At 61.9% G+C, this 24328-nt stretch carries 22 protein-coding genes; 14 read left to right on the top strand and 8 right to left on the bottom strand.

Going from position 1 to position 24328, the window contains the following annotated elements; genetic code table 11:
• Positions 1-62: 62 nt before the first annotated feature.
• Together LDO29_RS06740 and LDO29_RS06735 are read left to right on the top strand one after the other, a co-directional pair.
• On the top strand, positions 63-812 hold the full coding sequence (locus LDO29_RS06740) for a sulfite exporter TauE/SafE family protein (protein WP_224079002.1): 750 nt from the start codon (positions 63-65) through the stop codon (positions 810-812).
• A 30-nt stretch (positions 813-842) separates the two neighbouring features.
• The gene (locus tag LDO29_RS06735; RefSeq protein WP_224079001.1) at positions 843-1205 is read left to right on the top strand and encodes a carboxymuconolactone decarboxylase family protein; all 363 of its coding nucleotides are present in this window, start codon (positions 843-845) and stop codon (positions 1203-1205) included.
• Between the two features lie 65 nt (positions 1206-1270).
• Here the strand turns inward: LDO29_RS06735 and LDO29_RS06730 are convergent, their stop codons facing one another.
• On the bottom strand, positions 1271-2182 hold the full coding sequence (locus tag LDO29_RS06730; protein WP_224079000.1) for a LysR family transcriptional regulator: 912 nt from the start codon (positions 2180-2182) through the stop codon (positions 1271-1273).
• A 129-nt stretch (positions 2183-2311) separates the two neighbouring features.
• On the opposite strand from LDO29_RS06730, the gene LDO29_RS06725 reads away from it, so the two are divergent.
• Both LDO29_RS06725 and LDO29_RS06720 read left to right on the top strand, forming a co-directional pair.
• The gene (locus LDO29_RS06725) at positions 2312-3496 is read left to right on the top strand and encodes a M20 aminoacylase family protein (RefSeq protein ID WP_224078999.1); all 1185 of its coding nucleotides are present in this window, start codon (positions 2312-2314) and stop codon (positions 3494-3496) included.
• A gap of 16 nt (positions 3497-3512) precedes the next feature.
• Positions 3513-4838, top strand: coding sequence for an MFS transporter (locus LDO29_RS06720; protein WP_224078998.1), 1326 nt, complete (start codon positions 3513-3515; stop codon positions 4836-4838).
• 486 nt (positions 4839-5324) lie between these two features.
• Here LDO29_RS06720 and LDO29_RS06715 read toward each other — a convergent pair whose 3' ends face one another.
• A complete protein-coding gene (locus LDO29_RS06715; protein WP_224078997.1) occupies positions 5325-6359 on the bottom strand; it encodes an AraC family transcriptional regulator in 1035 nt (344 codons plus the stop codon).
• 137 nt (positions 6360-6496) lie between these two features.
• Here LDO29_RS06715 and LDO29_RS06710 point away from each other — a divergent pair, with 137 nt between their 5' ends.
• The 9 genes from LDO29_RS06710 (at position 6497) to LDO29_RS06670 (ending at position 15928) form a co-directional block, all read left to right on the top strand.
• Entirely contained in the window at positions 6497-6898 is a 402-nt protein-coding gene (locus LDO29_RS06710) for a carboxymuconolactone decarboxylase family protein (RefSeq protein WP_224078996.1), read from the top strand.
• A gap of 42 nt (positions 6899-6940) precedes the next feature.
• A complete protein-coding gene (locus tag LDO29_RS06705) occupies positions 6941-7996 on the top strand; it encodes a BKACE family enzyme (protein WP_224078995.1) in 1056 nt (351 codons plus the stop codon).
• Positions 7997-8104: 108 nt separating this feature from the next.
• The gene (locus LDO29_RS06700) at positions 8105-9379 is read left to right on the top strand and encodes an MFS transporter (protein ID WP_224078994.1); all 1275 of its coding nucleotides are present in this window, start codon (positions 8105-8107) and stop codon (positions 9377-9379) included.
• Positions 9380-9407: 28 nt separating this feature from the next.
• The gene (locus LDO29_RS06695) at positions 9408-10235 is read left to right on the top strand and encodes an SDR family NAD(P)-dependent oxidoreductase (RefSeq protein WP_224078993.1); all 828 of its coding nucleotides are present in this window, start codon (positions 9408-9410) and stop codon (positions 10233-10235) included.
• 615 nt (positions 10236-10850) lie between these two features.
• Complete coding sequence (locus LDO29_RS06690; protein WP_224078992.1) at positions 10851-11555, top strand: glycoside hydrolase family 25 protein; 705 nt, start codon at positions 10851-10853, stop codon at positions 11553-11555.
• 180 nt (positions 11556-11735) lie between these two features.
• On the top strand, positions 11736-13277 hold the full coding sequence (locus LDO29_RS06685; RefSeq protein ID WP_224078991.1) for a hypothetical protein: 1542 nt from the start codon (positions 11736-11738) through the stop codon (positions 13275-13277).
• 176 nt (positions 13278-13453) lie between these two features.
• On the top strand, positions 13454-14539 hold the full coding sequence (locus LDO29_RS06680; protein ID WP_224078990.1) for a catalase family protein: 1086 nt from the start codon (positions 13454-13456) through the stop codon (positions 14537-14539).
• 790 nt (positions 14540-15329) lie between these two features.
• Positions 15330-15611, top strand: a complete 282-nt coding sequence (locus tag LDO29_RS06675) for a type II toxin-antitoxin system Phd/YefM family antitoxin (RefSeq protein ID WP_013958564.1) — start codon at positions 15330-15332, stop codon at positions 15609-15611.
• Positions 15608-15928, top strand: coding sequence for a type II toxin-antitoxin system RelE/ParE family toxin (locus tag LDO29_RS06670; RefSeq protein ID WP_224078989.1), 321 nt, complete (start codon positions 15608-15610; stop codon positions 15926-15928). The genes LDO29_RS06675 and LDO29_RS06670 overlap by 4 nt, the downstream gene beginning before the upstream one ends.
• Positions 15929-16381: 453 nt before the next feature.
• Here the strand turns inward: LDO29_RS06670 and LDO29_RS06665 are convergent, their stop codons facing one another.
• From LDO29_RS06665 to LDO29_RS06650, 4 genes are all read right to left on the bottom strand, one after another.
• On the bottom strand, positions 16382-17335 hold the full coding sequence (locus tag LDO29_RS06665) for an alpha/beta hydrolase (protein WP_224078988.1): 954 nt from the start codon (positions 17333-17335) through the stop codon (positions 16382-16384).
• Between the two features lie 79 nt (positions 17336-17414).
• Complete coding sequence (locus LDO29_RS06660) at positions 17415-18461, bottom strand: saccharopine dehydrogenase family protein (RefSeq protein WP_224078987.1); 1047 nt, start codon at positions 18459-18461, stop codon at positions 17415-17417.
• Between the two features lie 209 nt (positions 18462-18670).
• A complete protein-coding gene (locus LDO29_RS06655) occupies positions 18671-19621 on the bottom strand; it encodes an alpha/beta hydrolase (protein ID WP_224078986.1) in 951 nt (316 codons plus the stop codon).
• Between the two features lie 9 nt (positions 19622-19630).
• Complete coding sequence (locus tag LDO29_RS06650) at positions 19631-21142, bottom strand: flavin-containing monooxygenase (RefSeq protein ID WP_224078985.1); 1512 nt, start codon at positions 21140-21142, stop codon at positions 19631-19633.
• A gap of 101 nt (positions 21143-21243) precedes the next feature.
• Here LDO29_RS06650 and LDO29_RS06645 point away from each other — a divergent pair, with 101 nt between their 5' ends.
• A complete protein-coding gene (locus LDO29_RS06645; RefSeq protein WP_224078984.1) occupies positions 21244-22287 on the top strand; it encodes an AraC family transcriptional regulator in 1044 nt (347 codons plus the stop codon).
• A gap of 736 nt (positions 22288-23023) precedes the next feature.
• Here LDO29_RS06645 and LDO29_RS06640 read toward each other — a convergent pair.
• Entirely contained in the window at positions 23024-23494 is a 471-nt protein-coding gene (locus LDO29_RS06640) for a hypothetical protein (protein WP_224078983.1), read from the bottom strand.
• A 340-nt stretch (positions 23495-23834) separates the two neighbouring features.
• Complete coding sequence (locus tag LDO29_RS06635; RefSeq protein ID WP_224078982.1) at positions 23835-24263, bottom strand: VOC family protein; 429 nt, start codon at positions 24261-24263, stop codon at positions 23835-23837.
• Between the last annotated feature and the right edge of the window lie 65 nt (positions 24264-24328).

Genomic DNA, 24328 nt, shown 5'->3' with positions numbered 1-24328 from the left:
ATTGTGCCAGCTTCTGGCCGGATGTGTAATGCCGGCTATGGACACTTTGACTAATGCCGGCTATGAATACTCTGAGCATTGAATTGATCTGCCTGCTCGTTGCGACGTTTCTCGGAGCCGGCATGGTCAAAGGCGTGACCGGAATGGGCTTACCCACGGTTGCCATGGGCGTGCTTGGGGCTACCATGTCCCCCCTTACGGCGGCGGCGATCTTGATCATTCCGTCGTTCGTGACCAACGTGTGGCAAATGCTGGCCGGGCGAGACCTGCTCCGCCTCCTGCGACGGCTGTGGCCAATGATGCTCTGCATCGTGATCGGTACGCTTATGGGGACGCGACTGCTGGTAGTCGTTGACTCCGTCTGGTCGGGACGTGCGCTGGGGCTTGCCCTGATCGCCTATGCGGCCTATGCGCTGTTCGTGCCGACGCTCTCCGTCCCGGAACGGCTCGAGCCCCGGCTTTCGCCCGTCGTCGGCATGGTTACCGGGTTGTTGACTGGCGTCACCGGCATCTTCACGATTCCTGCAGTGCCTTATGTGCAGTCGTTGGGTCTTCAGAAAGACGAACTGGTGGAGGCTCTTGGCCTTTCGTTTACCGTCTCCACGATTGCTCTCGCAGGAGGGTTCCTGGCCCAGGACGCGTTTCGACTCGACCAGCTCGGCTTGTCGCTGCTGGCTGTCCTTCCCGCTCTCGTCGGGATGTGGCTGGGTTCGATTGTGCGGCAGAAGATCAGCCCGAAAACGTTCCGCCGTTGCTTTCTCCTGTTCCTCGTTATTCTGGGCCTCGAACTGACGCTGCGTCCGTTTTCCTGAGCCCTGGCCACCTGATGAAGAGTCCATACCATGAGCCGTATCGCTATTCCCGACATCACGTCTGCCACCGGCGCCACCGCTGATATCTATGCTAGGGTGAAGAAGCTTTCCGGTGACCGTGTTCCTAATACGTACGCCGCGTTGGGCTACCTTATGCCGGCTTCTTTGGCCGCGGTGCTCGACGCCCAAGGCACATTGAACTCGGGTCGCCTGAGCCGGCAAGAGCACGAAACCATCAAGCTGTTAGTCAGTGAGAAGACCGGCTGCGACGTTTGTGTGGCCGCGCACAGTTACGTGGGAAAATTGTCGGGCTTGCCGGTCGATGCGCTACGTGCCATTCGCGCGGGGCAGCCCACGGGTGACGTCAAGCGTGATCGACGCCTGGGCGTCTGAGAGGCGGTCTCAGCGAACGACGCATCTTGGCCGGTCTCGGTCCGAGACTCGTCGTGCCACTATGATCATGTGGACTCCGCCACGATCCCAAGACCAGTGGATTCGCGGATGCAGTGGATGAAGTAGTCCGCCGTGCGCGTGAGGATCGCACCTTCGCGCAGCACCAGGGCCACGTGGATATCCGGAGGATTCTCCGGTAGCGTGAGAGGCGTCAACAGGCTGGCGATATAGGGGGAGCGTACCGACGGCAGCGACAGTGGCACCACCGCGTCGGTCTCCAGCATGAGGGTGCTGAACAGGACGTTCGACGTGCTGCGTGTGATGCGGCGCGGGGGCGGCAGTCCGTGCCGGGCGAACAGGCCAGCGAGATATGCGGGGTAGCTGTCGCTCGCGTCCTGGTGCAGCCATTCTGCCTCCTGCAAGTCCGCCAGCGAGGTGGCGCCGGCCAGCGGACTGCCGGTGCGCACTACGAATGACGTCGGATAGACCGACAGTTCGGAGTACTGCAGGAACGGATCGGCGGCCAGAACCTGCATGGCGGTGAGACCGAAGTCGACCTGGCCGTTGCGCAGGTGTTCCTGCAGTCGCGGCGGGTCGAATTCCAGGAAGTCGACGCTCACGTCCGGCATGCCCTGTCGAAAGCGCGAGAATGCCGGCGGCAGCAGCGAGATGCCGGGTAGCGGCGACACCCCGATCCGCAGCCGGCTCTCGTTGATGCCACGCCGCTGTGCCAGTTCTGCCTCGGCACGTTCGATTTCGCAAACGATCAGCCGAGCTCGCGCCAGCAGCGCCTGTCCATCGCTGGTTAGCGTCACGCCCCAGGAGTTGCGCGCCAGCAGTGGCACGCCGGCCTCGGCCTCCAGCTCGCGCATGGCTTTGGTGATGGCCGGCTGGGTCAGGCACAGGGCACGCGCGGCGGCGTTGATGCTGCCGTGATCGGCAATGGCGACGAGGGCGCGCAGGTGGTGGTGTTTCATGCGGGTCTACCCGGTCAGGGGTTTACCTGAATAACCCCGGGTTATGGTTATCAACTTTCGTGCTTTGTTACTGCGGCGGGTGATTACATACCATGGGCTTTCTGCATCCATCCCCACAGGAACCCGAAAATGTCGCAAGGCGCCGTCATTATTCCCGAAATCCACGCTCATCAGGCCGAATTCGTCGCGCTGCGCCGTGATATCCACGCACACCCGGAACTCGGCTTTGAGGAAGTCCGCACCAGCCGCCTGGTGGCCGACAAGCTGGCGGAGTGGGGCTACGACGTGACGGCAGGCGTAGGCGGCACCGGCGTGGTCGGGCAACTGAAGCTCGGCAACGGCACGCGCCGCATCGGCATCCGCGCCGACATGGACGCGCTCCCCATCGTCGAGGCTACCGGCCTGCCATACGCCAGCACGCACCACGGCAAGATGCACGCCTGCGGCCACGACGGCCACACTGCCATCCTGCTCGCTGCCGCGCACTACTTTGCGGCCACACGCCGATTCGACGGCACGCTCAACCTGATTTTCCAGCCGGCCGAGGAGGGGCAGGGCGGTGCGCAGCGCATGGTGGCCGACGGCCTGTTCAAGCGTTTCCCGTGCGACGCGGTTTACGCCCTGCACAATGCGCCCGGCGTGCAGCTCGGGCACTTCGTGGTGCATGAGGGGCCGGCGCTGGCGTCGGCCGATACCGTCACCATCACGCTGACCGGTAAGGGCGCGCACGGCGCCATGCCGCAGTACGGGCGCGATCCCGTGGTGGCGGCCGCGGCCATTGTCATGGCGCTGCAGACCATCGTCGCACGCAACCTGTCGGCAACTGATGCCGGCGTGATTACGGTGGGTTCACTGCAGGCCGGCACCACGCACAACGTTATTCCCGAGACGGCGAAAATCCTCCTGACCGTGCGCGCGCTCGACCGTACTGTGCGCGACACGCTCGAGGCCCGCCTGCGCGAAGTGGTCGACCTGCAGGCCCGCAGCCTCGGGGTGAGCGCGGAAATTCACTATCACAAGGTCACCAGCGTGGTGGTCAATACGCCCGACGAAACGCGCTTCATCCGCGGCGTCATCCAGGACCTCGTCGGCCAGGACTGCGTGCAGGACATGGGAAAGGGTGCAATGGGCAGCGAGGATTTCTCATGGATGCTCGACGAAGTGCCGGGCTGTTACGTTCTGCTCGGCAACGGTAGCGGCTCGCAGGGCGGCTGCATGGTCCACAACCCCGGCTACGATTTCAACGACGAGGCGCTCCCGCTGGGCGCGAGCATGTGGGCGCGGCTGGTCGAGCGCTACCTCGTCGCCGCCTGAAAAGGGAGGATGCGATATGGAGCAGAGACTCGATGCGGCCCTGACCGGCACTACCTCGCCTGGCTCGCCGACCGCGCGTGCTGACGCCGCCGCCTCGTTCACCAGGCAGCGCCGCGCCGTGATCGCCGCCTCGCTCGGCAATGCGCTGGAGCTGTTCGACTTCACGGTGTTCAGCTTCTTCGCCGGGCTGATCGGCAAGCTGTTCTTCCCCGTGGAAGGCGAATATGGCCCCTTGCTGCTGGCGCTGGCGACGTTCGGCATCGGCTTTGTCATGCGGCCTGTGGGCAGCGTGGTGATCGGCAACTACGCCGACCGCGCCGGTCGCAAGCCGGCCTTGACGCTCACGATAGGCCTGATGGCGCTGGGCACGGCCATCATCGGTCTGGCGCCCACCTATGCACAGATCGGCATCGCCGCGCCGCTGCTGGTCGTCACGGGCCGGCTGCTGCAGGGCTTCTCGGCCGGCGGGGAGATCGGCGCCGCTACCAGCTTCCTGATGGAGTCCGGCACGCGCAGCAACCGCGGCTTCATGGTGAGCTGGCAGATGGCCGGGCAAGGCGCGTCGGCGCTGGCCGGCGCGCTGTGCGGCGCCCTGCTGACGCACGGCCTGCCGCAGGCCGCGCTGGAAAGCTGGGGCTGGCGTGTGCCCTTCCTGCTCGGCCTGCTGATTGGCCCGGTCGGCTTCTATATCCGCCGCCATCTCGACGAGACTCACCAGGACGTTGCGCGCGAGCGCAGCGCGCTGTCTGAGGTGGTGCAACAACATGGCCGCAAGCTGCTGCTCGGCACGCTGCTGATCCTCGGCGGCACTGCCGAAATGTACGTAGTGGTGTTCTTCGCGCCGGCCTGGCTGGTCAAGACTTTCCACATGCCGGCCGCCACGTCGCTGCTCACGGGCTGTGCTGCCGGGGCGATCATGCTGTTGGTATCGCCGCTGGCGGGCGTGCTCGCCGACCGCCTGGGCCGCCGCAAGCCGCTGCTGCTGACGCTGCGCGTGGTGTCGCTGCTAGGGATGTTGCCGGGATTCCTGCTGGTGCAGAATGCGCCGTCGCTCGGGTCGGCGCTGGTGCTGGTGTGCGGTGTGATGATGCTGGCTACGCTGGGTGCGCCGGCCGGCTTTCTGTTCATCATGGAAGCCTTCCCGCGCCGCGTGCGTGCCACCGGGCTGGCGATCATCTATGCCGGCGGCGTGACACTGTTTGGAGGCTTCGCTCAGTTTATCGTGACGTGGATGCTGAGCGTGACAGGTAACCCGCTGTCACCTGCGTGGTACGTGCTCGGCTGCGGCACCGCGAGCCTGCTGGCGCTGCTGGCGTTTGCAGAGCAGCGTGTCGCGGATTGATCCGACCGGCGCTCGGGCTTCACGGAATGCAGCAGGTCGAGCCCGGCGGCTGCGCTCCATGGAATGCGCACGTTGGCAGTTGTGCCCCCGCCGCGTAGCAGGTATTTCAGCGCTTGATGCCTTTGGCGTGCGAATCGATGTTTCGGCACGCCCGGAACTTCCGTAGCCGACCCGAAGCGGAAGCTCGATGGGCCAAGACCGATGACTGCTGCGCAGCGGCTGCTGCCAGTGAAAGTTAGCATGGTATGTGCGATGTGGCCGACCTCTGCCCGATGGTGGTCGGCAGAAGCTGAGCCACATTGGCCCCTCGATCAATCGTGAACTCAGCGACAGCTTTCGAGGAACCAATTGCCATGCGCCGATTCAAGTTTGACTGTGAGAGCAGCGCTCGCTATCGCACTCAACTTTCCCACATTCGCGGTGATTGCCATTTGGAGGTACGTGACTTTTTGCGGAGTGGCGACGCATCTGATTAGCCTGCCGTTTTCAGGACTTGACACTCTGTCGTGTGTCCGCCTGTTCCGCCTTCACCCGGCTTCGCCACCGCGAAACACTGCACCCGAACTGGAGGGCGAACCAGTGCGAGAACGCGCTCAGCGAGGCAAAGCCAAGCAGGGCGGCCACTTCCGACAGGGGACGTTCGCGATTCTCGACATATCGCACCGCGAGCTCTGTCCGGATCGCGTTCAGTAGCCCGGAGTAGCGCTCGCCCTGGCTCGCGAGGCGGCGTTGCACCGTCCTCGCATCCATGCCGAGGTGCTCGGCCACCCGGTCGATCGAGCATGCGCCCGATGGCAGCAAGGCGATGACCAGCCGTCGCACCTTGTCCGCCATGCTGTCCTCGGACCGGGCGAGCATCGCGCCGAGATACTGCCGCACCTGACGGGCGATGGCTGGATCGTAGGAGGGAAGCGGGGCATTGAGGTCGGATGCGTCGCAGATGATGCCATCGAACTCTTGGTTGAACAGCACCGGCATCTTGAAGATGCGCAGGTGCGTCGCGGTACTGGCTGGTGCGGAATGGGTGAAACAGATGCTGCGAGGCTTCCACCTGGGACCGAGGAACAGCGCGAGTACGCGATACAGGACGCCGACCACCAACTCCGAGGACTGTCTCAGCGAGCCGTGAAGTCCGGCCAGTGCTTCCTGCCGGATGGTCACAAGGCCGTCTGCCCCGTCGATACGCATCGCAATGGCCTCGTTCTGCAGTCGAAGGTAGCGGGCCATGGATTCCAGCGCACGTCGCAGCGTGGGCTCCTCCCGCATGACGAACGCCAAAGGGCCGAGATTGGCGAGTTCCCGCGTCTCGGCCATGCGGAGCCCGAAATCCTCCACGCCTGCCGCCTGCGCTGACGCCTCCAGCAACCGGGAGACGGCGGCTGCGGAAATCCGTATATCGGGATCGACCAGCGCAGCCACGCCGATGCGGGCGGCCCGCAGGAACGCGAATGGGTCCAGGCCCAGCGCACGGGCTACATCGACGTAATTGGTAAGGCTAGCGCTTCGTAGCTGGTAGGGCATGGCGTTTTCCCTAGGTGTCGTGAATTATAAAATGTATGTCGTGATTCATCAAATCGAACTCGGCCGATGGCCAATACTTTCCCAGGTCGGCGCGACCTTGCGCCTGAAGTGAACCTAATCCGTCGAGGACAACAAACATGATCAGCCAGAGCCGCCCCACACCCCTGTGTGATCAATTGCGGGCCACCGGGAACTGGAATCCCGCCTGGGACGCCATCGCCGAGCTGGACCCGGCATGGACTGAGAAATTCATGGAGATGGGCATGCACCCGGTTCTCTCCGGCGTGCTCGATCCCAAGGTCTACGAATTCATCGCCATCGCGGTCGATGCGTCGTGCACCCACATGTACGCCCCAGGCACACGCCGCCACATTCGCAAGGCGCTCGAACTGGGCGCCACGAAGGAAGAGATCGCCGCGGTGCTGCAGGCCGTCAGCGTGCTCGGCATCCACAGCAGCAGTCTGGGTGCGCCGATCCTGCTGGAAGAACTCGCGGCACGGCAACAGCAACAGGCGTTGGCAGAGCGCGCAGCCGCTTGAATACGATTCGCGCCACACACCTCAAGAGAGAGAGAGACAGAGATGCATTTTCTAGACGATTCCCTCCTGCCCGAGAACCAGGAAAAGCTGGTCATTCAGGTTGCCCCCTACGGGCCGCAATGGCTGCCCGGCGATTCGGACGACATTCCGGTGAGCATGGAAGAGCAGGTCCAGAAGGCGGTCGATTGCTACAACGCGGGCGCCACCGTGCTCCATGTACATGTCCGCGAGGCCGACGGAAAGGGCAGTAAGCGGCTGTCCATGTTCAATGAGATGCTGGCGCGGCTGCGCGAAGCCGTGCCCAAGATGGTGCTGCAGGTGGGCGGGTCGATCTCATTCGCCCCGGAAGACGAAGGCCAGGCCGCCAAGTGGCTGGCCGACGATACCCGCCACATGCTCGCCGAATTGCAGCCGAAGCCGGACCAGGTCACTGTCGCCATCAACACCTCTCAAATGAACGTGATGGAGCTGATGACCGAGGCCGACGTGGCAGGGACTTCCCTGGCGAACCCGGCCATCCAGGCGGCGTACCGAGACATGATCGTGCCGTCCAATCCATCGTGGCATGTCGAGCACATCAAGCGACTGGTCGCGAAGGGCATCCAGCCGCATTTCATGCTCGGCAACATGACAGGCCTCGAGACGGTCGAGCGACTGATCCGCGCCGGCGTCTACCATGGACCGCTGATCCTGAACTACGTCGCCATCGGCGGCGGCGCTGCCGGGCTGCATCCGGCCGACATGATCGAATTCGTGCGCCGCACGCCGGACGGTGCTGTGCTGACCATCGAAACGCTCAATCGCACCGTGTTTCCGATGAGCGCCATGGCGATCGCGCTGGGCCTGCACGTGCGCGTGGGTATAGAAGATACGCTTTACGGCCCCAATGGCCAGCGCGCTACCTCCGTGCAGCAGATCGAAACGATGGTGCGCATTGCCCGCGAGCTGAACCGCGAAGTCGCCACCGGCGAAGACGCGCATCGCATCTACCAGACCGGCACGTTCTGGAACAGCGCCGACGAAACCCTGGCCCGTCTGGGCATGGTACCGAACCGCAAGCCCACGCAGCGCGGCGTGCCGTTGCGTCCGGCCGCCTGAGCTCGACCCATTCTCATCCTCGGGGAGGGGCGTGAAGACTATCTAAAAGATGGCTAACAAAAATTGATCCGTGCCAGCGGCCAAGCGCACGCAAAACAGGAGACAAGAATGTTCTGGAAGAAAAGCCCCGCCACGGTGCTGGCCAGCTTGCTGGTCATCCACGTGCTGGCCATGGTTGACCGCAACATGCTGCTGGGCTTTTCGCCCCAGATCATCGCGGACCTGCAACTCAGCAACGCCCAATACGGCTTCCTCGTCGGGGCAGTGTGGGTACTGAGCTATGCATGCTCGGTCGTGTTTCTTGGCTCCATGGCCGACCGCTTCAGCCGCACGCGAATCCTGGCCGGTGGCGTGTTTGTCTGGAGCCTGTGCACCTGGGCCTCGGGTCATGCCCAGAACTTCGAGCAGATGGCGCTGGCGCGTTTCTTCGTCGCCATTGGCGAGGCCGCGCTCGTGCCGTCCACGGTGTCACTGCTGGCCGAGCTGTTTGTGCAGGAGCGGCGCGGCACGGCCATGGGAATCTTCTTCATGGGCATTCCGCTGGGCATCGGCGTCAGCTTTTTGCTGGCCGGCACCTTTGGTGCGGTGCATGGTTGGCGCACCACCTTTTACGCCTTGGGTGGCGTGGGTATCGCCATCGCCGTGCTGCTGGCTGGCCTCAAGGACGACCGACACCATCTGCCAGTGAGCGAGCGTGGTGCCCCCTTTATGCAGCAGGTGCGCGACACGCTTGGCCTGCTGCGCCGTAGCCCTGCGCTTTCGCTGATGATTGCCGGTTTTGCCCTCTTTCACTTCTTCTTCGTTGGCCTGACGTTCACGCAGTTATGGCTGGTGAACGAGCGCGGCATGAACCCTGCCGCCATCGCCTCGCGCATCGGCATGCTGCAACTGGTGTTTGGCGCGGCGGGCTCGGTTGTGGGCGGCGTGCTGGGAGATCGCTTGGCGCAGCGGCTGCCTGGCAAGCACGCCGCCGTGGTCGTTCTGTTCATTGCTGTGTGTGCGGTGCCCATGATTGCGTACCGTTTTGCCCAGCCGGGGTCGTGGGTGTTCTACACCGGTATGTGCGCAGGCTTCTTCCTGCCGCTTGCCCTGTATGGGGCGGGCAACGGCGGCATCGTGAACCTGACGCCGCCGCAGATGCGCTCCACGGTCAGCGCCTTCAACATGCTCAGCGTCAACGTCTTTGCCCTGTCCATCGGCAACGTCGTGGCGGGGCGCGCCGTGGACGTGATGAAGGCCCAGGGCGTGGCCGATCCGCTCTCGCACGTAGTACTGGCGTCGGACGTCCTGGGCATTGCCTCGACCATTTTCTTTGTGCTGGCGGCGGTGGCTATCGCCCGGCAGCAGCGCGGCGCGGTGGGCGGCGCACCTGTCTGCGCCTAGGTTTCCCGCGACAGATCGGAGTGACATCATGAGAAAACTGCAAGGAAAGGTGGCCCTCATCACGGGGGCCGGACAGGGCCTGGGCAGTGCCATCGCGCAGGCCATGGGCCGCGAAGGCGCCCGCCTGGTCATTTGCGACATCAACATCGAAACACTGGAGCGCACTCGAGCTGTGATCGAAGCCGAAGGCGTGCCCTGCCTGGCACTGCGCTGCGACGTGTCGGACGCGGTTGCCGTCGATGCCATGTTCGCGCAGGCCGCCGAGGGCTTCGGCGCGGTAGATATCCTGGTCAACAACGCCGGTATCGTCCCCTCGTCCCCGAAGGACACTGAGCGCCGCAACAAGCTTTACGCCTACCTCACCACGCCCATGCCGCGCCAGTCGCTGGGTATCGTGTCGTCGCTGACCGACGACGACTGGCTCAAGTGGTGGGGGGTGAACATGCACGGCGTGTTCTATTGCACCCGCGCCGCGCTGCGCCAGATGGAGCCGCGCCGCAGCGGCAAGATCATCAACATTGCATCGATTGCGGGGATGAGTACGCTCAGCACGCACAGTCCCGGCTATTCGGCCACCAAGGCGGGCGTCATCAGCCTGACCAAGACCACCGCCATGGATGTGGCGGGCGCCAATATCTACGTCAACGCCATCGCCTGTGGCGGGGTGATGACGCCGCCCTTCCATGTCTATATCGCAAATGCCAGTGAAGCGGAGAAGCGCAGCCTGTTCCAGTTGTCGCCGCTGGGACGGCTCGGGGAGCCGTCGGAGTATGCCTCGCTGGCGGTGTACCTGGCCTCGGACGAGCATTACCTCGTCGGCCAGGTCATCAGTCCCAACGGTGGCGCTGTCATCTGAAAGCGATTCGTACGTGGCCCGTCTGTCCCTGCAAGCCCATGATTTCCCTCAGGCAGGCCAGCGCGCCTTGCTGCGCAGGGATGGGTTGGAAATTGCCCGCAGGGACACGTCAATGCGGTCGGCTCTCCAATCGTTGACAGGGATGACACGCGTAACCGCGTGATCGTGCTGACGCTTCATGGCCGGTCTCGGCCGGGCACCCGGTGCGGAGAGGTGGATGTCTCTGAGTGCCTCACTTCCATCGATCGCGCGTTCCGAGCCGTGCAGCCGTTCACCCACGGCAGTCATTCGCGTTCTTCAGCCCATTGAGGACGCCCGGCGCCCCAAGTCCTCAGGCCGCCAGCAGGACGCAGGCCTGAATTGCGAGAGAAATTTCGTCTCATTCAGAGTTCAATAATCCGCAGCACAAAGTCATCCACCTGGCTGAGATGGTTTACCCGATCGCTTGCCTATGCTTCAGACGGGTTCGCGGATGGCGCCCTGATTGGGTATCACCGACGGTGTTAGGCAACAGGCGCACATTCTGCGGGCCTCCATGGTACAGACGCTGCGCAGCTTGGGTCGCTCGCCGATGGATGCGCCGTGGTCCGAATGGCACTGAATCGGGAGGGCGCGATGCCAGCAACCATGCCAGGGTCCATCGATGTCGTCATCGACATCAACCATGACAACCATTTCGATGCCATCAAAGCGAGGAATGCCGGGGTTAGAGCCGTTATCCACAAGGCCAGCGAGGGCGCGACTTTTCAGGATCCCGCATATAGGAGGCGGCGAAAAGACGCACTCGCCGCGGGACTGTTGTGGGGTGCCTACCACTTTTCCAGTTCCCGTCCGGCGGACGAGCAGGCAGACAACTTCCTGGCCGCCACGCAATGCGATGATCCATCGGTAGACAATACTGCGACGCTATTTTGTCTCGATTTCGAACCTAGTTCGAGCGGTCCCGACATGACGCTGGAGCAGGCGCACGCTTTTGTCGTCAGGGTCAAGGATAAGACTGGTCGTTGGCCAATGATCTATGGCGGCAACATGCTGCGCGATGCCGTGCAGGCACATGGCGCGGACCCCATCCTCAAGAATTGCCCGCTCTGGTATGCCCGGTATCGAAGTCAGCCTGTTGGCATCCCAACGGACACCTGGCCGCACTTTATCCTCTGGCAGTACACCGACGGCAAGTCTGGGCCGGCACCCCATGCCTTTGCGGGAATGGATCCCGGCGATCGCGATTGCTATGCCGGAACCGAAGCGCAACTGAAGGCAGCGTGGCCGTTTGCTGACTATTTCAAGACAGCACCGAGGTCGACCGATCAGAATGCCTAATCCATTGCATCAGAGAAAGCGCACTCGGGCGGCTGTGCTTCGAGGTCGCAGCCTGGGCGCAACTGGCCATTGCGAGCATTTGCAACGACGCATTCGGCCTTGAGGCGCAGTCGAACGAGGTGCTTTTCGAATGACGCAGTGAACCAGGGGCCAGAAGCCGCCGTACTTAGCCTTGGACAGATGAAAGCCGATGCCGCCAGCGCAGCACAAGCCTGCGCGATACATATCCTGCAAAGGCTGTTTGCAGCCTTGTTGCTGGTGGGGCTCTGTGCGTGCGCGCCGAACAGCGCGTATCGCACCCATCTTGTTGACCTCGACAGGGATACAAGCTGTCAGCGTGCAAGCGCCAATATGAACGATGACTTGCGGCAAGTGTGCGGCAGTGTGACACCGGAAAGTGTGCGAGATCTCTACGAATTGCATTTCGTCGAGTTCGACGACCAGGGCTGGCTGTTTCCGAATACAGCCGCTTCCGCAGACGCGCTGGCGACCAACCCCTCGAACCAGATCGATAACCTCATGGATCGGCTGACGTTCCTCCTTGCCAAAAAAGGCGAAGACCTGAGCATCGTTGTTTTCGTTCACGGTTGGAAGCACAACGCACAGGCCAACGACGTAAATGTGCGGGAATTCCGTGCGTTGCTCGAAGCTGCAGGCGCCGAGGAACGTGACCGGGCCGGCCCGGCTGGCAAGCCGAGAAAGGTCGTGGGAGTTTATGTGGCCTGGCGAGGGAAGTCGTGGACGGTGCCCGATCCACTGCTGAGTCTCACTTTCTGGGCGCGCAAAGAGGCCGCACGACGCGTCTCGATCGGATCGTCGCGCGAACTGTTCGCACGATTGCGATCCCTCCGAACTCACTACAACCACGCGCTCCAGACGGGCGCAGCTTCCGAGAAAGCGGGTGCGCGTCCCCGCATCCGCACGCTGATGATCGGTCACAGCTTTGGCGGTCTTATCCTTTATGCCGCGATGTCCGGATCGCTGATCGAGTCGCTGGCAGCGCAGCGCGATCTGGACGGAGCGGGCAAGGGAACGGAACTGGCGGAAAGGCCGGCGGACATGATCTTACTGATTAATCCGGCCTTCGAGGCATCGCGGTATGAAGCGCTCTATCGCGTGTCGCTCAGGTATAAGCCGACACGGTTCCAGCCGCCGCTGCTGGTGTCAGTCACGTCGATCAAGGACTGGGCAACAGGGATCGCATTTCCGATTGGCCGCTCGGTCAATACGCTCTTCGAGCGCGAGACCACCAGTGAGCAGGGTACAGCCATGAAGAAGACCCCGGGCCACATCGATCACTACCTGACGCACCGACTCTACGCTCACGCGCCCGGCGAGGTGCCAGGCGCGGACAACGCCACGCCTGGCGACAGCGCCCGTTGTGCAGGTTGGAGGTCAGAGGCGGAGCTCAAAGATTTGCACGGCGAGGAACTGGGAAAGGCCGTGCGTCAGAACAAGAAACTCGAGGCAGAAGACGCTGCTGAGTTCTTTCGCCAGAACCTCACGCCGGGCTATCTGCTTAAGCCAAACTGGACACGCACCTTTTGCGGCGGCAGCTTTCTGACGACGGTAGTTGGCGCAGACGAAAGCGCGGTGGCGAATGCAATGATCTGGAATGTCGAGGTGGACGGCGACGTTATTAAGAACCACGACGATGTGATGAATCCCATGTTTCGAGCGTTCATGCGCCAGCTTTATGGGGATGTCTCCGCGCATCCCTGATCTGCGCCGGAGTCGCCGGTCGCCTGACGCTATACGTGGCTATCGTCCGCAAGACAGCCATATATGGCTTGAACCAGACGCCGGTAATGTTCACCCTCTTGCGGCCGGTAGAGTTGATACTTGCTCTAGAACAGGGGGGCGCATTCGAAGTGTAATGAACCAGATCGGAGGCGGCCGTGGCGAACGAAACGAAAGTCAGTGCAGCAGGGCAACAAGTGGGCTCCGGCACCGGATGGGAAGACCACATGGACACGCCGGACATCCTGGCCACGTTGGTCGAAAAGATCGGGGCACAACAGGAATCGATCGCGTCGAGCAGCCGGACGGGCTTGGGCGGGCGTATCGACAGGGGGCAGCATCAAAAGCAGGTGATGGGCGCGTTCGGCACGCTGCGCATCTTCGCCACGGTGCCGCCCGCGCTTGCGTCAGGTCCCTTCGCGAAAAGCGGCGATTCGGATGCGCCGCCCCTCTACCGCGTGGCGTGCCGCTTTTCGAATGGGCAGCCCTGTCCCTTTGCAGACACGGAGGCGGACGTGCGCGGCGTTGCCGTCAAGTTCTTCACGGCCGAGGGCACGGAGACTGATTTGCTCGTGACGAACGAAGGCGGTCGATCGCATGCGCGGGATGCGAAAAGCTTCATGGAGATCGCCGATGTGCTCGTCTCACAGATCGAGGGAGGACTTGCGGGATTGATCGAAAAAACGACGGCGGACGTGTTCGGGCGCAAGCTCGGACCTGTTGAGGCGGCACGCTCCTTTGGCATCCTGTTCCAAGCGACGAAGTTGCACACGGTGGCGAGCCTCACGACGGAGAAGTTCTGGGGCTCGGTGGTGAAGTGTAACGATGCAGCCTTCAAGTACTCGCTGCAGCCGTGTCCCGACACCGTGCCTGGCACCGATGGCGATCGTCATGGCGACCAGTATCTGCGCAACGATCTGCTCAATCGCCTAAGGAAGGGCGCGCTGAAATGGCAACTGGTGGTGCAGCTCTTCACCGACGAGGAGCATACGCCGGTGAACGACGCGTCGATCGTTTGGGAGGCTCCGACAGTCGTGATCGGGGAGCTCGAGATTTCGTCGGTGCCTTCAGCCGAAGAGGAGGCCACCGTCAATCAGATGGCGTTCAATCCGGCCAACGGGTTCGAGCCGCTTGGCATCACGCATGCACGCAGGGTGGTCTATGCGGCAAGCGCGGCCAATCGCGCGGACCGGGGCCTGCTTTCAAGTGCGGAGGCGCGCGCCCGCATCGAGCGTACCTATTGAGCTTTCCCTATGTCACGACAACATCAAAGCAACCACCGTCATTCCCGCGAAGGCGGGAATCCAGCGTCTTACAAGTCCCCCGAAGGGGGACAAAAAGTCACTGGGTCCCCGCCTGCGCGGGGACGACGAATATTTTGCGTTGTCATGAATTCTGGAAACATCAATAGTATGGCCGAGGAGGCGACGAGCATGACCGTCCCGCGAAGTTCCGTTACGTGAGCGGAGCTGACATTCGAAAGTCCGCGTGAGAGTGTTGCCAAACGGCCGTAGCTGGCCGGGTGCGGCCCGACGCCGAGCACAACCGAACGTTCCTCCTTGACCGGTCGGCGTGAGGCCGTAGCCGACCCGCTGCCGTCGTTCGCCCCAGTACGGCTCCAGCGTCACTTTTGAAGTGCGGCGGTCATTCAGCGTTGCGTTACAGCCAGCAAATCATGATATGGACATGCGTCAGTCTGTTCTCGGGATGCGGCACTGGTCCAAGACATTCGGCATATCCGTGCGCGCCTAAAAACGCACTCATTCCCGGCGCCACCCGGCGGTTAATGCAGTTTAGGTGCGTCGGAGGACTGGACTATTGGCCCACAGCAATGGCTGCCTGGTCTGTACGGGGCTGCGGCTGTCTGAACTGCGTTTGGCGGGAGCCGCTGATAGGAGGCAATTCCTCACCGAGGACATGCATCGATTGCATGCTCTATGCGCCACCGCATGGTGCACGAAATTCCTTGTTGCTGGACGCAGACTGAATTCAGGTCTATATTTGGACCGGTAGTTTCAAGTCTAGGGAACGGATATGAAACCGAGTCAGGTCAAGCCCATAAGCTACCTTAAAAGCCACGCAGCAGAAATCGTGCGGGACATCACCGAGAGCGGCGAGCCCATGCTGATCACACAGAACGGCGAGGCAAAGGTAGTCGTGCAGGATGCCCAATCGTATGAGGACATGCAACAGACGGTTGCCCTTCTGAAGATTCTGGCGATGGGTCAGAATGATATCGAGACGGGCAACTTCACCCCGACGGATGAAGTGTTTGCCGAACTGGAGCGCATGGACAGGGAGGAAGGGATCGAATGAAGTCTGTAATTCTCGGGCCTGCCAAGTCCGACTTGCAAGACTTACGACGGTACATCATTAATAAATTTGGCAACAAGACCTGGCTTGAGACCAGAAACAAGATTCAACAATCAATCAAGCAGGTAGAAGATTTCCCACTGAAGGGCAGCAACCCACCCGAGTTGATAGATTTCCAACCAACGAAATACTATCAAGTCATCAGCGGCATGAACAGAATCATCTACCAGATTGCAAACGACACCATCTACATACACATCATAAGCGACACCAGGCGAGACCTTAATGCAATACTCGCAAAACGGCTTCTGAGAATATAGGAACTAAGAAGTTCTCATTTGTCTGTCCTCCGTGGGAGCCTACGCTTGCTCCCGCAATACCCAGCTAATACAGAACCAAACTTTACGTTGCTCGCGCAGCGAATTCGCGGTCGAGTTCATAGGTCTTCGATCTGGCGGGGTACCTTCACGGATCTGGGCTCGCCGGATGCTCGTGTGAGTTGCAGTGCCGGCATGTATCTATGGTTCCAATGCCCAAGGGAAGAGAGTTCGCGTGGAAATGGTGGGATACGTGCGTTTCGATCTCCAGGTGCCGGCCGACTTCGTGTACCACGATGGCCTTCGGTAGATGGCCCTAATGGCCCGTCAGCAGCCTTTGCCTTCCTGATCCCGGTCGTCGCTTCCCGACCCTTGGCCGCCATTCAATTTGCGCAATGATGGGCGGCAGGTTCCGGATACGTAGAGACATTCAGCATTGATACCTTCAGGCTTGCTTCAAGCATGAGGGCGCGCCACGTCAAGGCAGAAATCATGAACGGCAGTGACCATCTGATTCAGTCCTGGCTGTTCCAGCGGATAGTGGCCGGCATTTTCTAGCATGGTCACCTTCACCGGTACGTGCCTGACTCGCCTCAGGAATAACTCACTCAGGTGCAGAGGCGTCCAGCGATCTTGCGCAGGTTGCGTCAGCAGGATCGGGCAGACGTCAAAATCCTCTGGCTCGACTGCCGGCTGATAACCCGTGTAGCTGGACAGAAAGCTCATGGTCACCCACTTTCCCGCAGAGGTCTTGTCCGCCAGGCAAGCGTTCAGCATGGCCTTGTTATTGACCAGCGTGTGCATCTTGCTCGCAACGGCCATGGGTATTCGCAGACCCGCGAACGGCGTCTGCGCGACCAGCGTCGCGAGCGGCCCGCCGACGCGGCTCATGAACCGGTTGTACGCGGTTTCATCACGAACCTGCTGCTCCCTTTGATCGAGAAAGGTCATGCCGACAATGCCCTTGACCTTTCTGTTCCGAACGGCGATGTGATACGTTTCCATGCCTCCTGCGCTCAGCCCGTAGAGCACAATGGGGCGGCTGTCCTTTGCCAGCTCGACATCGATAAGATCGCTCCCGGCCTGTATCCAGTCGTCGTACCGTACCGGCTGCCCGCGGCCCACCTGCGTCAAGCCGTACTCCGGCATGTCGATGGCAATCGTCTCGAAGCCTTTGCGCGCAAGCGGGGCGCCCAGGATGGTTGACATCTGGCGACCGTTCGTGCCGACGCCATGGAAAAGAATGACCTTTATTGGCGCAGTGGCATTGCGATAGCAATCCAGGTGGATGCGATGCGGTCCCCAGGACCAACACTCCTCCTGCGGCTCCTGTCCTGGCTGAAGTTGATACGCGGCGGGAAGGAAGCCCTGAATGTCTCGCCAATGCTGCTGCTGCGTGTAAGTCTTCATTATCGGATCCGAATCTGGTTGGGTTTCGCGGGTTGCGTTCAACGGCGTGCAGTCATGGGCGCTAGCGCGACGCCGGCCCTCAGGCGTACGACACTTCAAATCCCGGGCGGCAGAGAAAGAAGGCGCTGCCCATCAGCATCGACGGCGTCGTGTAGCCTCCCCGTCCAGGATCGGTCAGGCAGCGTTGGGCGATCGCCAGTGCCGTGTCCGCCGTCATCGCATAGACGTTGGGTGCCGACATCCTTATCGTGACGGCTTGTCCGTGAATGTTTCTCGCCTGGGCCCAAAACTCTGTTCGCTCGATGCCGCGTGCACCGGCGTCCGGCCCGCCGGAAAAGAGCCGTTCTGCAAGCCGGTAGAGCGCCTTCGATACAGAAGGGGTGGCAAAGAGCCGCCGCATGAAGTTGGTGAGCCGCATCGACAATCCGAGCGTTAGCGGCAATGCGCAATACACGAGGCCGTCAGGTACGCCGGTCGATATGCCGGCGGTAAATACGTCGCCCCACGGAATCGATACCCCCCAGCGCGTGCCACCGGGAAACGGGATACGCCGCATGCGATAGGCATTGGGGACTGAAACGAGCCGGTGATCTCGTCGGATGAGTCCGCCGCTGGCCGCGGACTCCAGAATGGTTTTCGCGGTGCCGATGCTCGGTTTCGTCCCAAACGAAAACGCGAGGTCAATCCGCGAGGCATCGGGCATGCGCGCCTTCAATGCTGCGGCGAGACTATCGGTGGGGACGATATCGAAGCCCGCGCCGGGACAGAGGACGATTCCCGCGGCGGCCGCGCGTGCATCCTGCGCATGACAGAACTGGAAGACCGGGATTTCACCGGTGATGTCCACATAATGCACGTGCGCATCGATGCAGGCTTCAACGAACGCGCTGGCGGTCGATGAGAACGGCCCTGCACAGTTCAGGATGACGGCGACGTCCTTCAGGTTTGCTTTGGCTCTGGCAACTTCGAAGGCTCTCGTTTCCAGGCCGAGCGCATCCGCCAAAGGTTGGAGCTTCTTGCCATCTCTCCCCGCAATGATCGGCTGCAAGCCTAGTCGCACGGCTTCGCGCACGACGAGTTCGCCCGTGTACCCGTATGCGCCGTAAATCATCAATCTTGTGCTCATTCCCATACTCTCTTTCCCACGAATCGCGCTGGCTCGCCGGGACTATTGATGTTTCCAGAATTCATGACAACGCAAAATATTCGTCGTCCCCGCGCAGGCGGGGACCCAGTGACTTTTTGTCCCCCTTCGGGGGACTTGTAAGACGCTGGATTCCCGCCTTCGCGGGAATGACGGTGGTTGCTTTGATGTTGTCGTGAAATAGGGAAAGCTCAATAGGCTGCGCGGCACCGCACGGGGCGGGCTACCTGTTTATTCAGGAACGCCAGTTGCAGCGCAATATTCTCCAGGCACGCTGGTTCATCCTCGAGATGAAGCCCGAAGTGGCTACCATCCACGAGGTGAAACTCGCAGTCCGGAATGCGCATTGCTGCACGGTATGCGGCGTGAGCCGGCGTGACCGTGTCGCGTCGACCGGCAACGATGAGCGTCGGTGCCTTTACCCGATGTGCGTGGCGAAGTGGGTTGTAGAACGGCAGATCCAGAAAGATTCGCGAAAGCACCTTGTTTTCCCAGGGAGCTGCTGGCGGAAGCAGCCGCGCGTAGCCTTCCCAACACTCGTCGGTCGTCAAGGCCGCCGTGTCGCCGGGACGCCCGACGATCCGGCTGTAGTGCGGATGGCCGAACAGCCTGCCCGCGTGGTCGCGCAGTGCCGCCATCATCAATCGAATGGTCACGCGCACTGGCACTTGTCGCAGGCTCGCGATAGCGCTTACGTGTGGTACCTGCGCGATCACCGCATGGATCAGGCGATCGTTTGCAGCGGTTTGGATCACGTGTCCGCCCGAAAATGAGGTTCCCCACAGGACAATGCGTCCGGTATCGATACCGGAAAGCGTCCGCACATGCCGGATCGCCGCAGCCCAGTCCGCGAGGTGCCGACGCGGGCTGACCCAATGCCTCGGCATGCCTTCGCTGTCGCCGAAGTTGCGATAGTCGAAGAGATAAACGGCGTACCCTTCGGCAATGAAGCGCCGTGCGAAGGCGGACAGCCCGGCCGCGCGAATCGCGCCGAAGCCATGTCCCATGACGATGACAGGCGGTCTCTCAACCGCGCCCGGCACCATGAGCGTCCCGGCGCAGTTCTCGCCATGGCTCTTGAACGTGGAGTCGAAGGTAAGCGTGGTTGACTCCGGAACCATCGCTCGACAGGGATTGTGCATGCACGCCGCCTACACGGACAAGGCGCGAGGGTCTGCCATGCGTGCGGAAGACGGGGCCACCCGGGTCCCGGCACGCTTGAATTCCAGCGCGGGGTCGGCGATTGCTTGCTTGAGCAGCATCTTGCGATCCGCCTCCAGGTTATGGAGAACCCGCCACGGCAGCCCCCGGCCCTGGCGTGGCAGCACGCCCTGGCCGCGTTGCACGTATCCAGATTGCAGCGAGCCCAGAATCGATTCGTCGAGCATCTCGTCGGACGGCGCATGCGCCGTTACCATGTCGAAGTCTCCCGCATCCATATGTTTCAACAAACGGCAGACATAGCTTGCCGCCATATCGATCTTCAGGGTCCACGGCGCGTTCGTGTATCCAAACAGGTAGGCGAGATTGGGGACGTCCTGAAGCAGCACGCCCTTGTACGTCATCAGGTCGCCAGGACCCAGTTGCCGGCCATTTACGCGCAGGGTCATGCCGCCGAGCGATTGCAATTGAAGGCCGGTCGCCGTGACGATGATGTCAGCCTTCAGCACTTTGCCCGACTTCAGGAGAATGCCGTCTTCCGTGAACGTCTCGATGTGGTCAGTCACGACGGACGCCTTTCCTTCGCGGATGACCGTGAACAGATCGCCATCCGGAACCGCACAAAGCCGCTCGTCCCACGGGTTGTAGCCGGGGGTGAAATGACGCATGTCCACACCGGTGCCGACCTGCTTCTCGACGTGGGCCAGCAACCAGGAACGGATCTGACGCGGCCAGCGCCTGGCTGCCTTGTAGATGAGGCGCTGCATCCGGATATTGCGCCAGCGGGCCAGTCGATATACCCAGCGTGTCGGCAAGACGCGGTCCAGCTTGGCCGAGATCTTGTCGTACGCTGGCACAGAAAAGATATAGCCCGGTGACCGCTGCAGCATCGTGACGTGGGCCGCCTTGCCGGCCATCGCGGGAACGAGCGTGACGGCCGTTGCGCCACTGCCGATCACCACGACGCGCTTGCCGTGATAGTCGAGATCCTCGGGCCAGTGTTGCGGATGGATGCGCAAACCGTTGAATCGCTCTTGCCCCGCGAAATGCGGCAGGTGTCCGTGGTCGTGGTTGTAGTAGCCCGTGCACGGAACCAGGTACTGACAGGTAAAGGTCAAAGCTTCTCCGGTGTCCTCTTGTCGTGCGATGACCGTCCAGCGGCGCTGTTCCGTCGACCACGACGCCGCTTCGACCTTGACGCCGAAACGGATGTATCGATCGACACCATATTCACGTGCAGTGTCGGCAATGTACTGGCGGATCGATGGTCCGTCAGCGAGGACCTTGTAGTCATGCCAGGGCCGGAATGCATAGCCGAAGCTGAACATGTCCGAATCCGAGCGGATCCCCGGATAGCGGAACAGGTCCCATGTCCCGCCGATCGCGTGGCGGCGCTCGAGAATGGCGACGCGCTTTTCCGGACATTCGCGGGCCAGATGGCACGCCATGCCGATGCCTGAGATTCCGGCGCCAAGGATCAGTACGTCGTAGTCGGCCGTCATCACATGTCTCCTCGCTGATTTTGATCATTGATAAGCGAACTCTAGCGACCGCGACGCTCAAGCATTTGACGTGATGAGACTAATGTTTTACGCTACGAGACATGGATCCAATGGTAAGAGCGAGCGGCCTTCGGGGCTATCCGGCACTGATGCGCAGCCTCGGCTTTGATCCCGTGCCGCTGCTGAGCCGGTACCACATGGCGGAGGCGTCACTGGAGCGCGACGATGCGTTGATTTCGCTGCGCTCGGCCACGCACCTGCTGGAAGCCAGCGCCGAGGTGACGGGATGCGGCGATTTCGGCCTGCGCTTGTCCACCCACCAGAGCGTCGACGTGTTGGGGCCGGTGAGCATCGTGCTACGGAACGCGCCCACGGTGAGGGATGCCGTGAACGATGTGATTCGCTATCTGTTCGTGCACAGTCCGGGCATTGTCGTGTCGCTTAATGAGCGCGACCCGATCATGAAGGACACGGTCGCGATGTCAATCGACATCCGCTTGTCCGGCTCCGTCGCCATGCGTCAGAACTGCGATCTCTGTCTGGCCGACGCTCACAATTTCATGCGGCTGTTCGCCGGGGACAAGTACGAACTGCGCGCCGTATCGATTCCGCACGAACCCATTGTCAGCCATGCGGTATATGAGCGCTTCTTTGGGGCGAGGCTGCTGGACGAGCCGGCCAGCGCAACGTTGCATATCGCGCGCGAAACGTTCGCCGCAGATGTTCACGGCGCAAACGCCACGCTGCGACAGATTGCCGAAGACTATCTTTTCCGGAATTTTGGTGCGGCCCAGGGCAGCACTTCAGATCGCGTTCGCCAATTGCTGCGGCAGACGCTTGGCACGTCGAGTAATGACAAATCCAGTATTGCCGCGCTGCTTGCGCTGCATCCGAGAACGCTGCAGCGCCGGCTCGCGGAAGAGGGCACGAGTTTCGAAATCCTGAAGGACGAGGTTCGCAAAGCCCTCGCGTTGCATTACCTTCGAAACACCAGGCTGGCGGTCGGCCAGATTTCTCTGATGCTTGGTTTTCCTGCGCAATCAGCACTGTCGCGCGCTTGCCGGCAGTGGTATTCACTCACGCCATCGGATGTCCGCGGCGGTCAATGCGATGTCAGTGTTTGCGAGGGAGAGGCTAAGGGTTAGTGGTGTCGTACAGCGCGCAATGGAAAGCCGTGCGGCTGGTTCAGTCGTGAGGCCGTGTTCGCAAAGCGTGGCGCTGCTAACGGGGAAATCTATCCTTGCTGGGAAAGTCAGGCGGAACCGCCGCAACGGTGACCCCGCCATCGAAATGGCTGCGACTGGAGTCAAGCGGACGTGTGAATGTCCGAACAGCAGCGCGGGCGGGTGTCCCCTCATGGCCGGGCACCGACCAGCCCCCGGGGGGGCGTGTAAGCTTTCGCCTGCGTGACGCTGCAACCCCTGAATCGAGCGCGCGGCCGACGCCGCACCCATCTGACGAAAACCACAACCCTCCCGAAGGGCGGGCCGCCCCCCAACGGTGAATAGCGACAACGCCGCACGGCATGCCGCGCGAGCCTGTACAAGCCTGGCACCAGTTGGGTATTTCGCGGGAAGCGCCTGACCGTTACCCGCGTCGTGAGCCCGACCGAGGTACGCGTGAAATGGCCAGACGGGGCCCGCACCTACGCTCCATCAGAGTTCTTGACGTAAACGGCCAGCGCGCGTGACGGATTCAAGCAACTATCCCAAGGGCTGCTTCTGGCCTGTCCGCCTACATGTCGCGCACCCGCGCTTCCTTGAACATTTTTCACCACTGCGGCTTCCAGCGGATGCGGCCCCGCCGAGTGCACAGGACCTGCGCGGCTACCGCCGCCCCCACCATCGGGGAGCCTATCGCAGACGCCCCCCGCACGCGGTATCACACCCCGCTGAGGTGCTGGCAATGTTCGCGAAACCAGCGGTCCAGCCCCTGCTGCGCGCCGGACCAGGTTGGCATCTCGCCGACTGCGCCGGGCGCCAGACCAAGACTTTCCCACGCCGACTGCAAGAGTTGATCGACAGGCCTCCAGAAACGCCCACCGAGATTCTGCGGCTCTAGAACAACGTCATAGGCCGCAATCCATGCGCAAAGAGCCCGTCGGTCTTGCTCCGAGGGCAGCTCGGTCGACTGCAGCGCCCGTGGCGGGGGCCTGCCGATCGCGGCCGCTTCCAGCCATGCGGCCAAGGCACCACCCAACGGCTGCTCGGCCAGTATGGCCGACAGCGCAACGCCCCGGCGCAGGTCCGCGAGCAGGTACAGGCAGGCGCGCGGCGGCGTCTGCCCGCGAAAGAGCGTGCAGTGGAGGGCCCAGGTACGGGCGGAGGGCGAAGGGGGCGTCTGCAAGAGCACGGGCGATAACTGGAGAACCGCTGCCTATTGCAAGCAAAGTTCGCGCTGGCCAAGATGTCAAGCGCTGGCCACTCCTGAATGCGTCGCTGGGTCCGCATGGGCCCGGTTGCCGAGCCCATGCAGGGCATGCCTCGCGAACCGGGTAGCGAGAGCAGTCTTGCCCGGCACGCGTGTTGTGAGAGCCAGCGCCGGTCGGCTGTTCCCGACCCGTTGCCGCCACCCGTTCCACAAGGACGGCGAGGACCGTTCTCAGTACTTCATCAGCCATTCACAGTGGGGGAGCGTGTGCTGCTCGCCAGCCAGATCAGTCACCGCACGCAGGTCTTCCACTTGGCCGCCATCATTTCTCTTCCCGCATCAATGGCGTAAAGGTGATTCCTACCAGCAATCCTTCTGGCCCGATGAAGCGACTGACGGTCTGGCCCCACGGCTCATTCCGGTTCCTGACCAGCATCCGATACCCTCGTGATTCAAGTTCTGCCGTAGCCGCTTCGACGTTGTCGACATCAAACTCAATCCAGGCTTGTGGGATGGGTACGTCGCGAGGCCACGAATCCGTGCCGAAGCACGACTGAGCGGCCTGAGAAAGCGGCCACAAGGCGAAAGTGTTTGCGCCTTTCAGACTCTCCGTATGGAGGTAGCCGCCTTTCTCTTCCTTGAAGGGGATGCCGAAGGCCCGACTGTAGAGATCGCGGCTTGCCTGCGCTTCTATCACGACCAGGCCAAAGCCTGCGATGAACAAGGCCGTTGTTCTTGGGATCTTTTCCATGGCTTCTCCTTTGCCGCGAATGACCGGCGCCGTGAGGAACGAACATGTCCGGTCGCGCCTGTCGA

The sequence above is a fragment of the Cupriavidus laharis genome (assembly GCF_914271435.1).
In the GTDB taxonomy this organism is placed as follows: Bacteria; Pseudomonadota; Gammaproteobacteria; order Burkholderiales; family Burkholderiaceae; genus Cupriavidus; species Cupriavidus laharis.
Note: the sequence above shows the minus strand (reverse complement) of the source record. Positions and strands in the feature narration are given on the sequence as shown.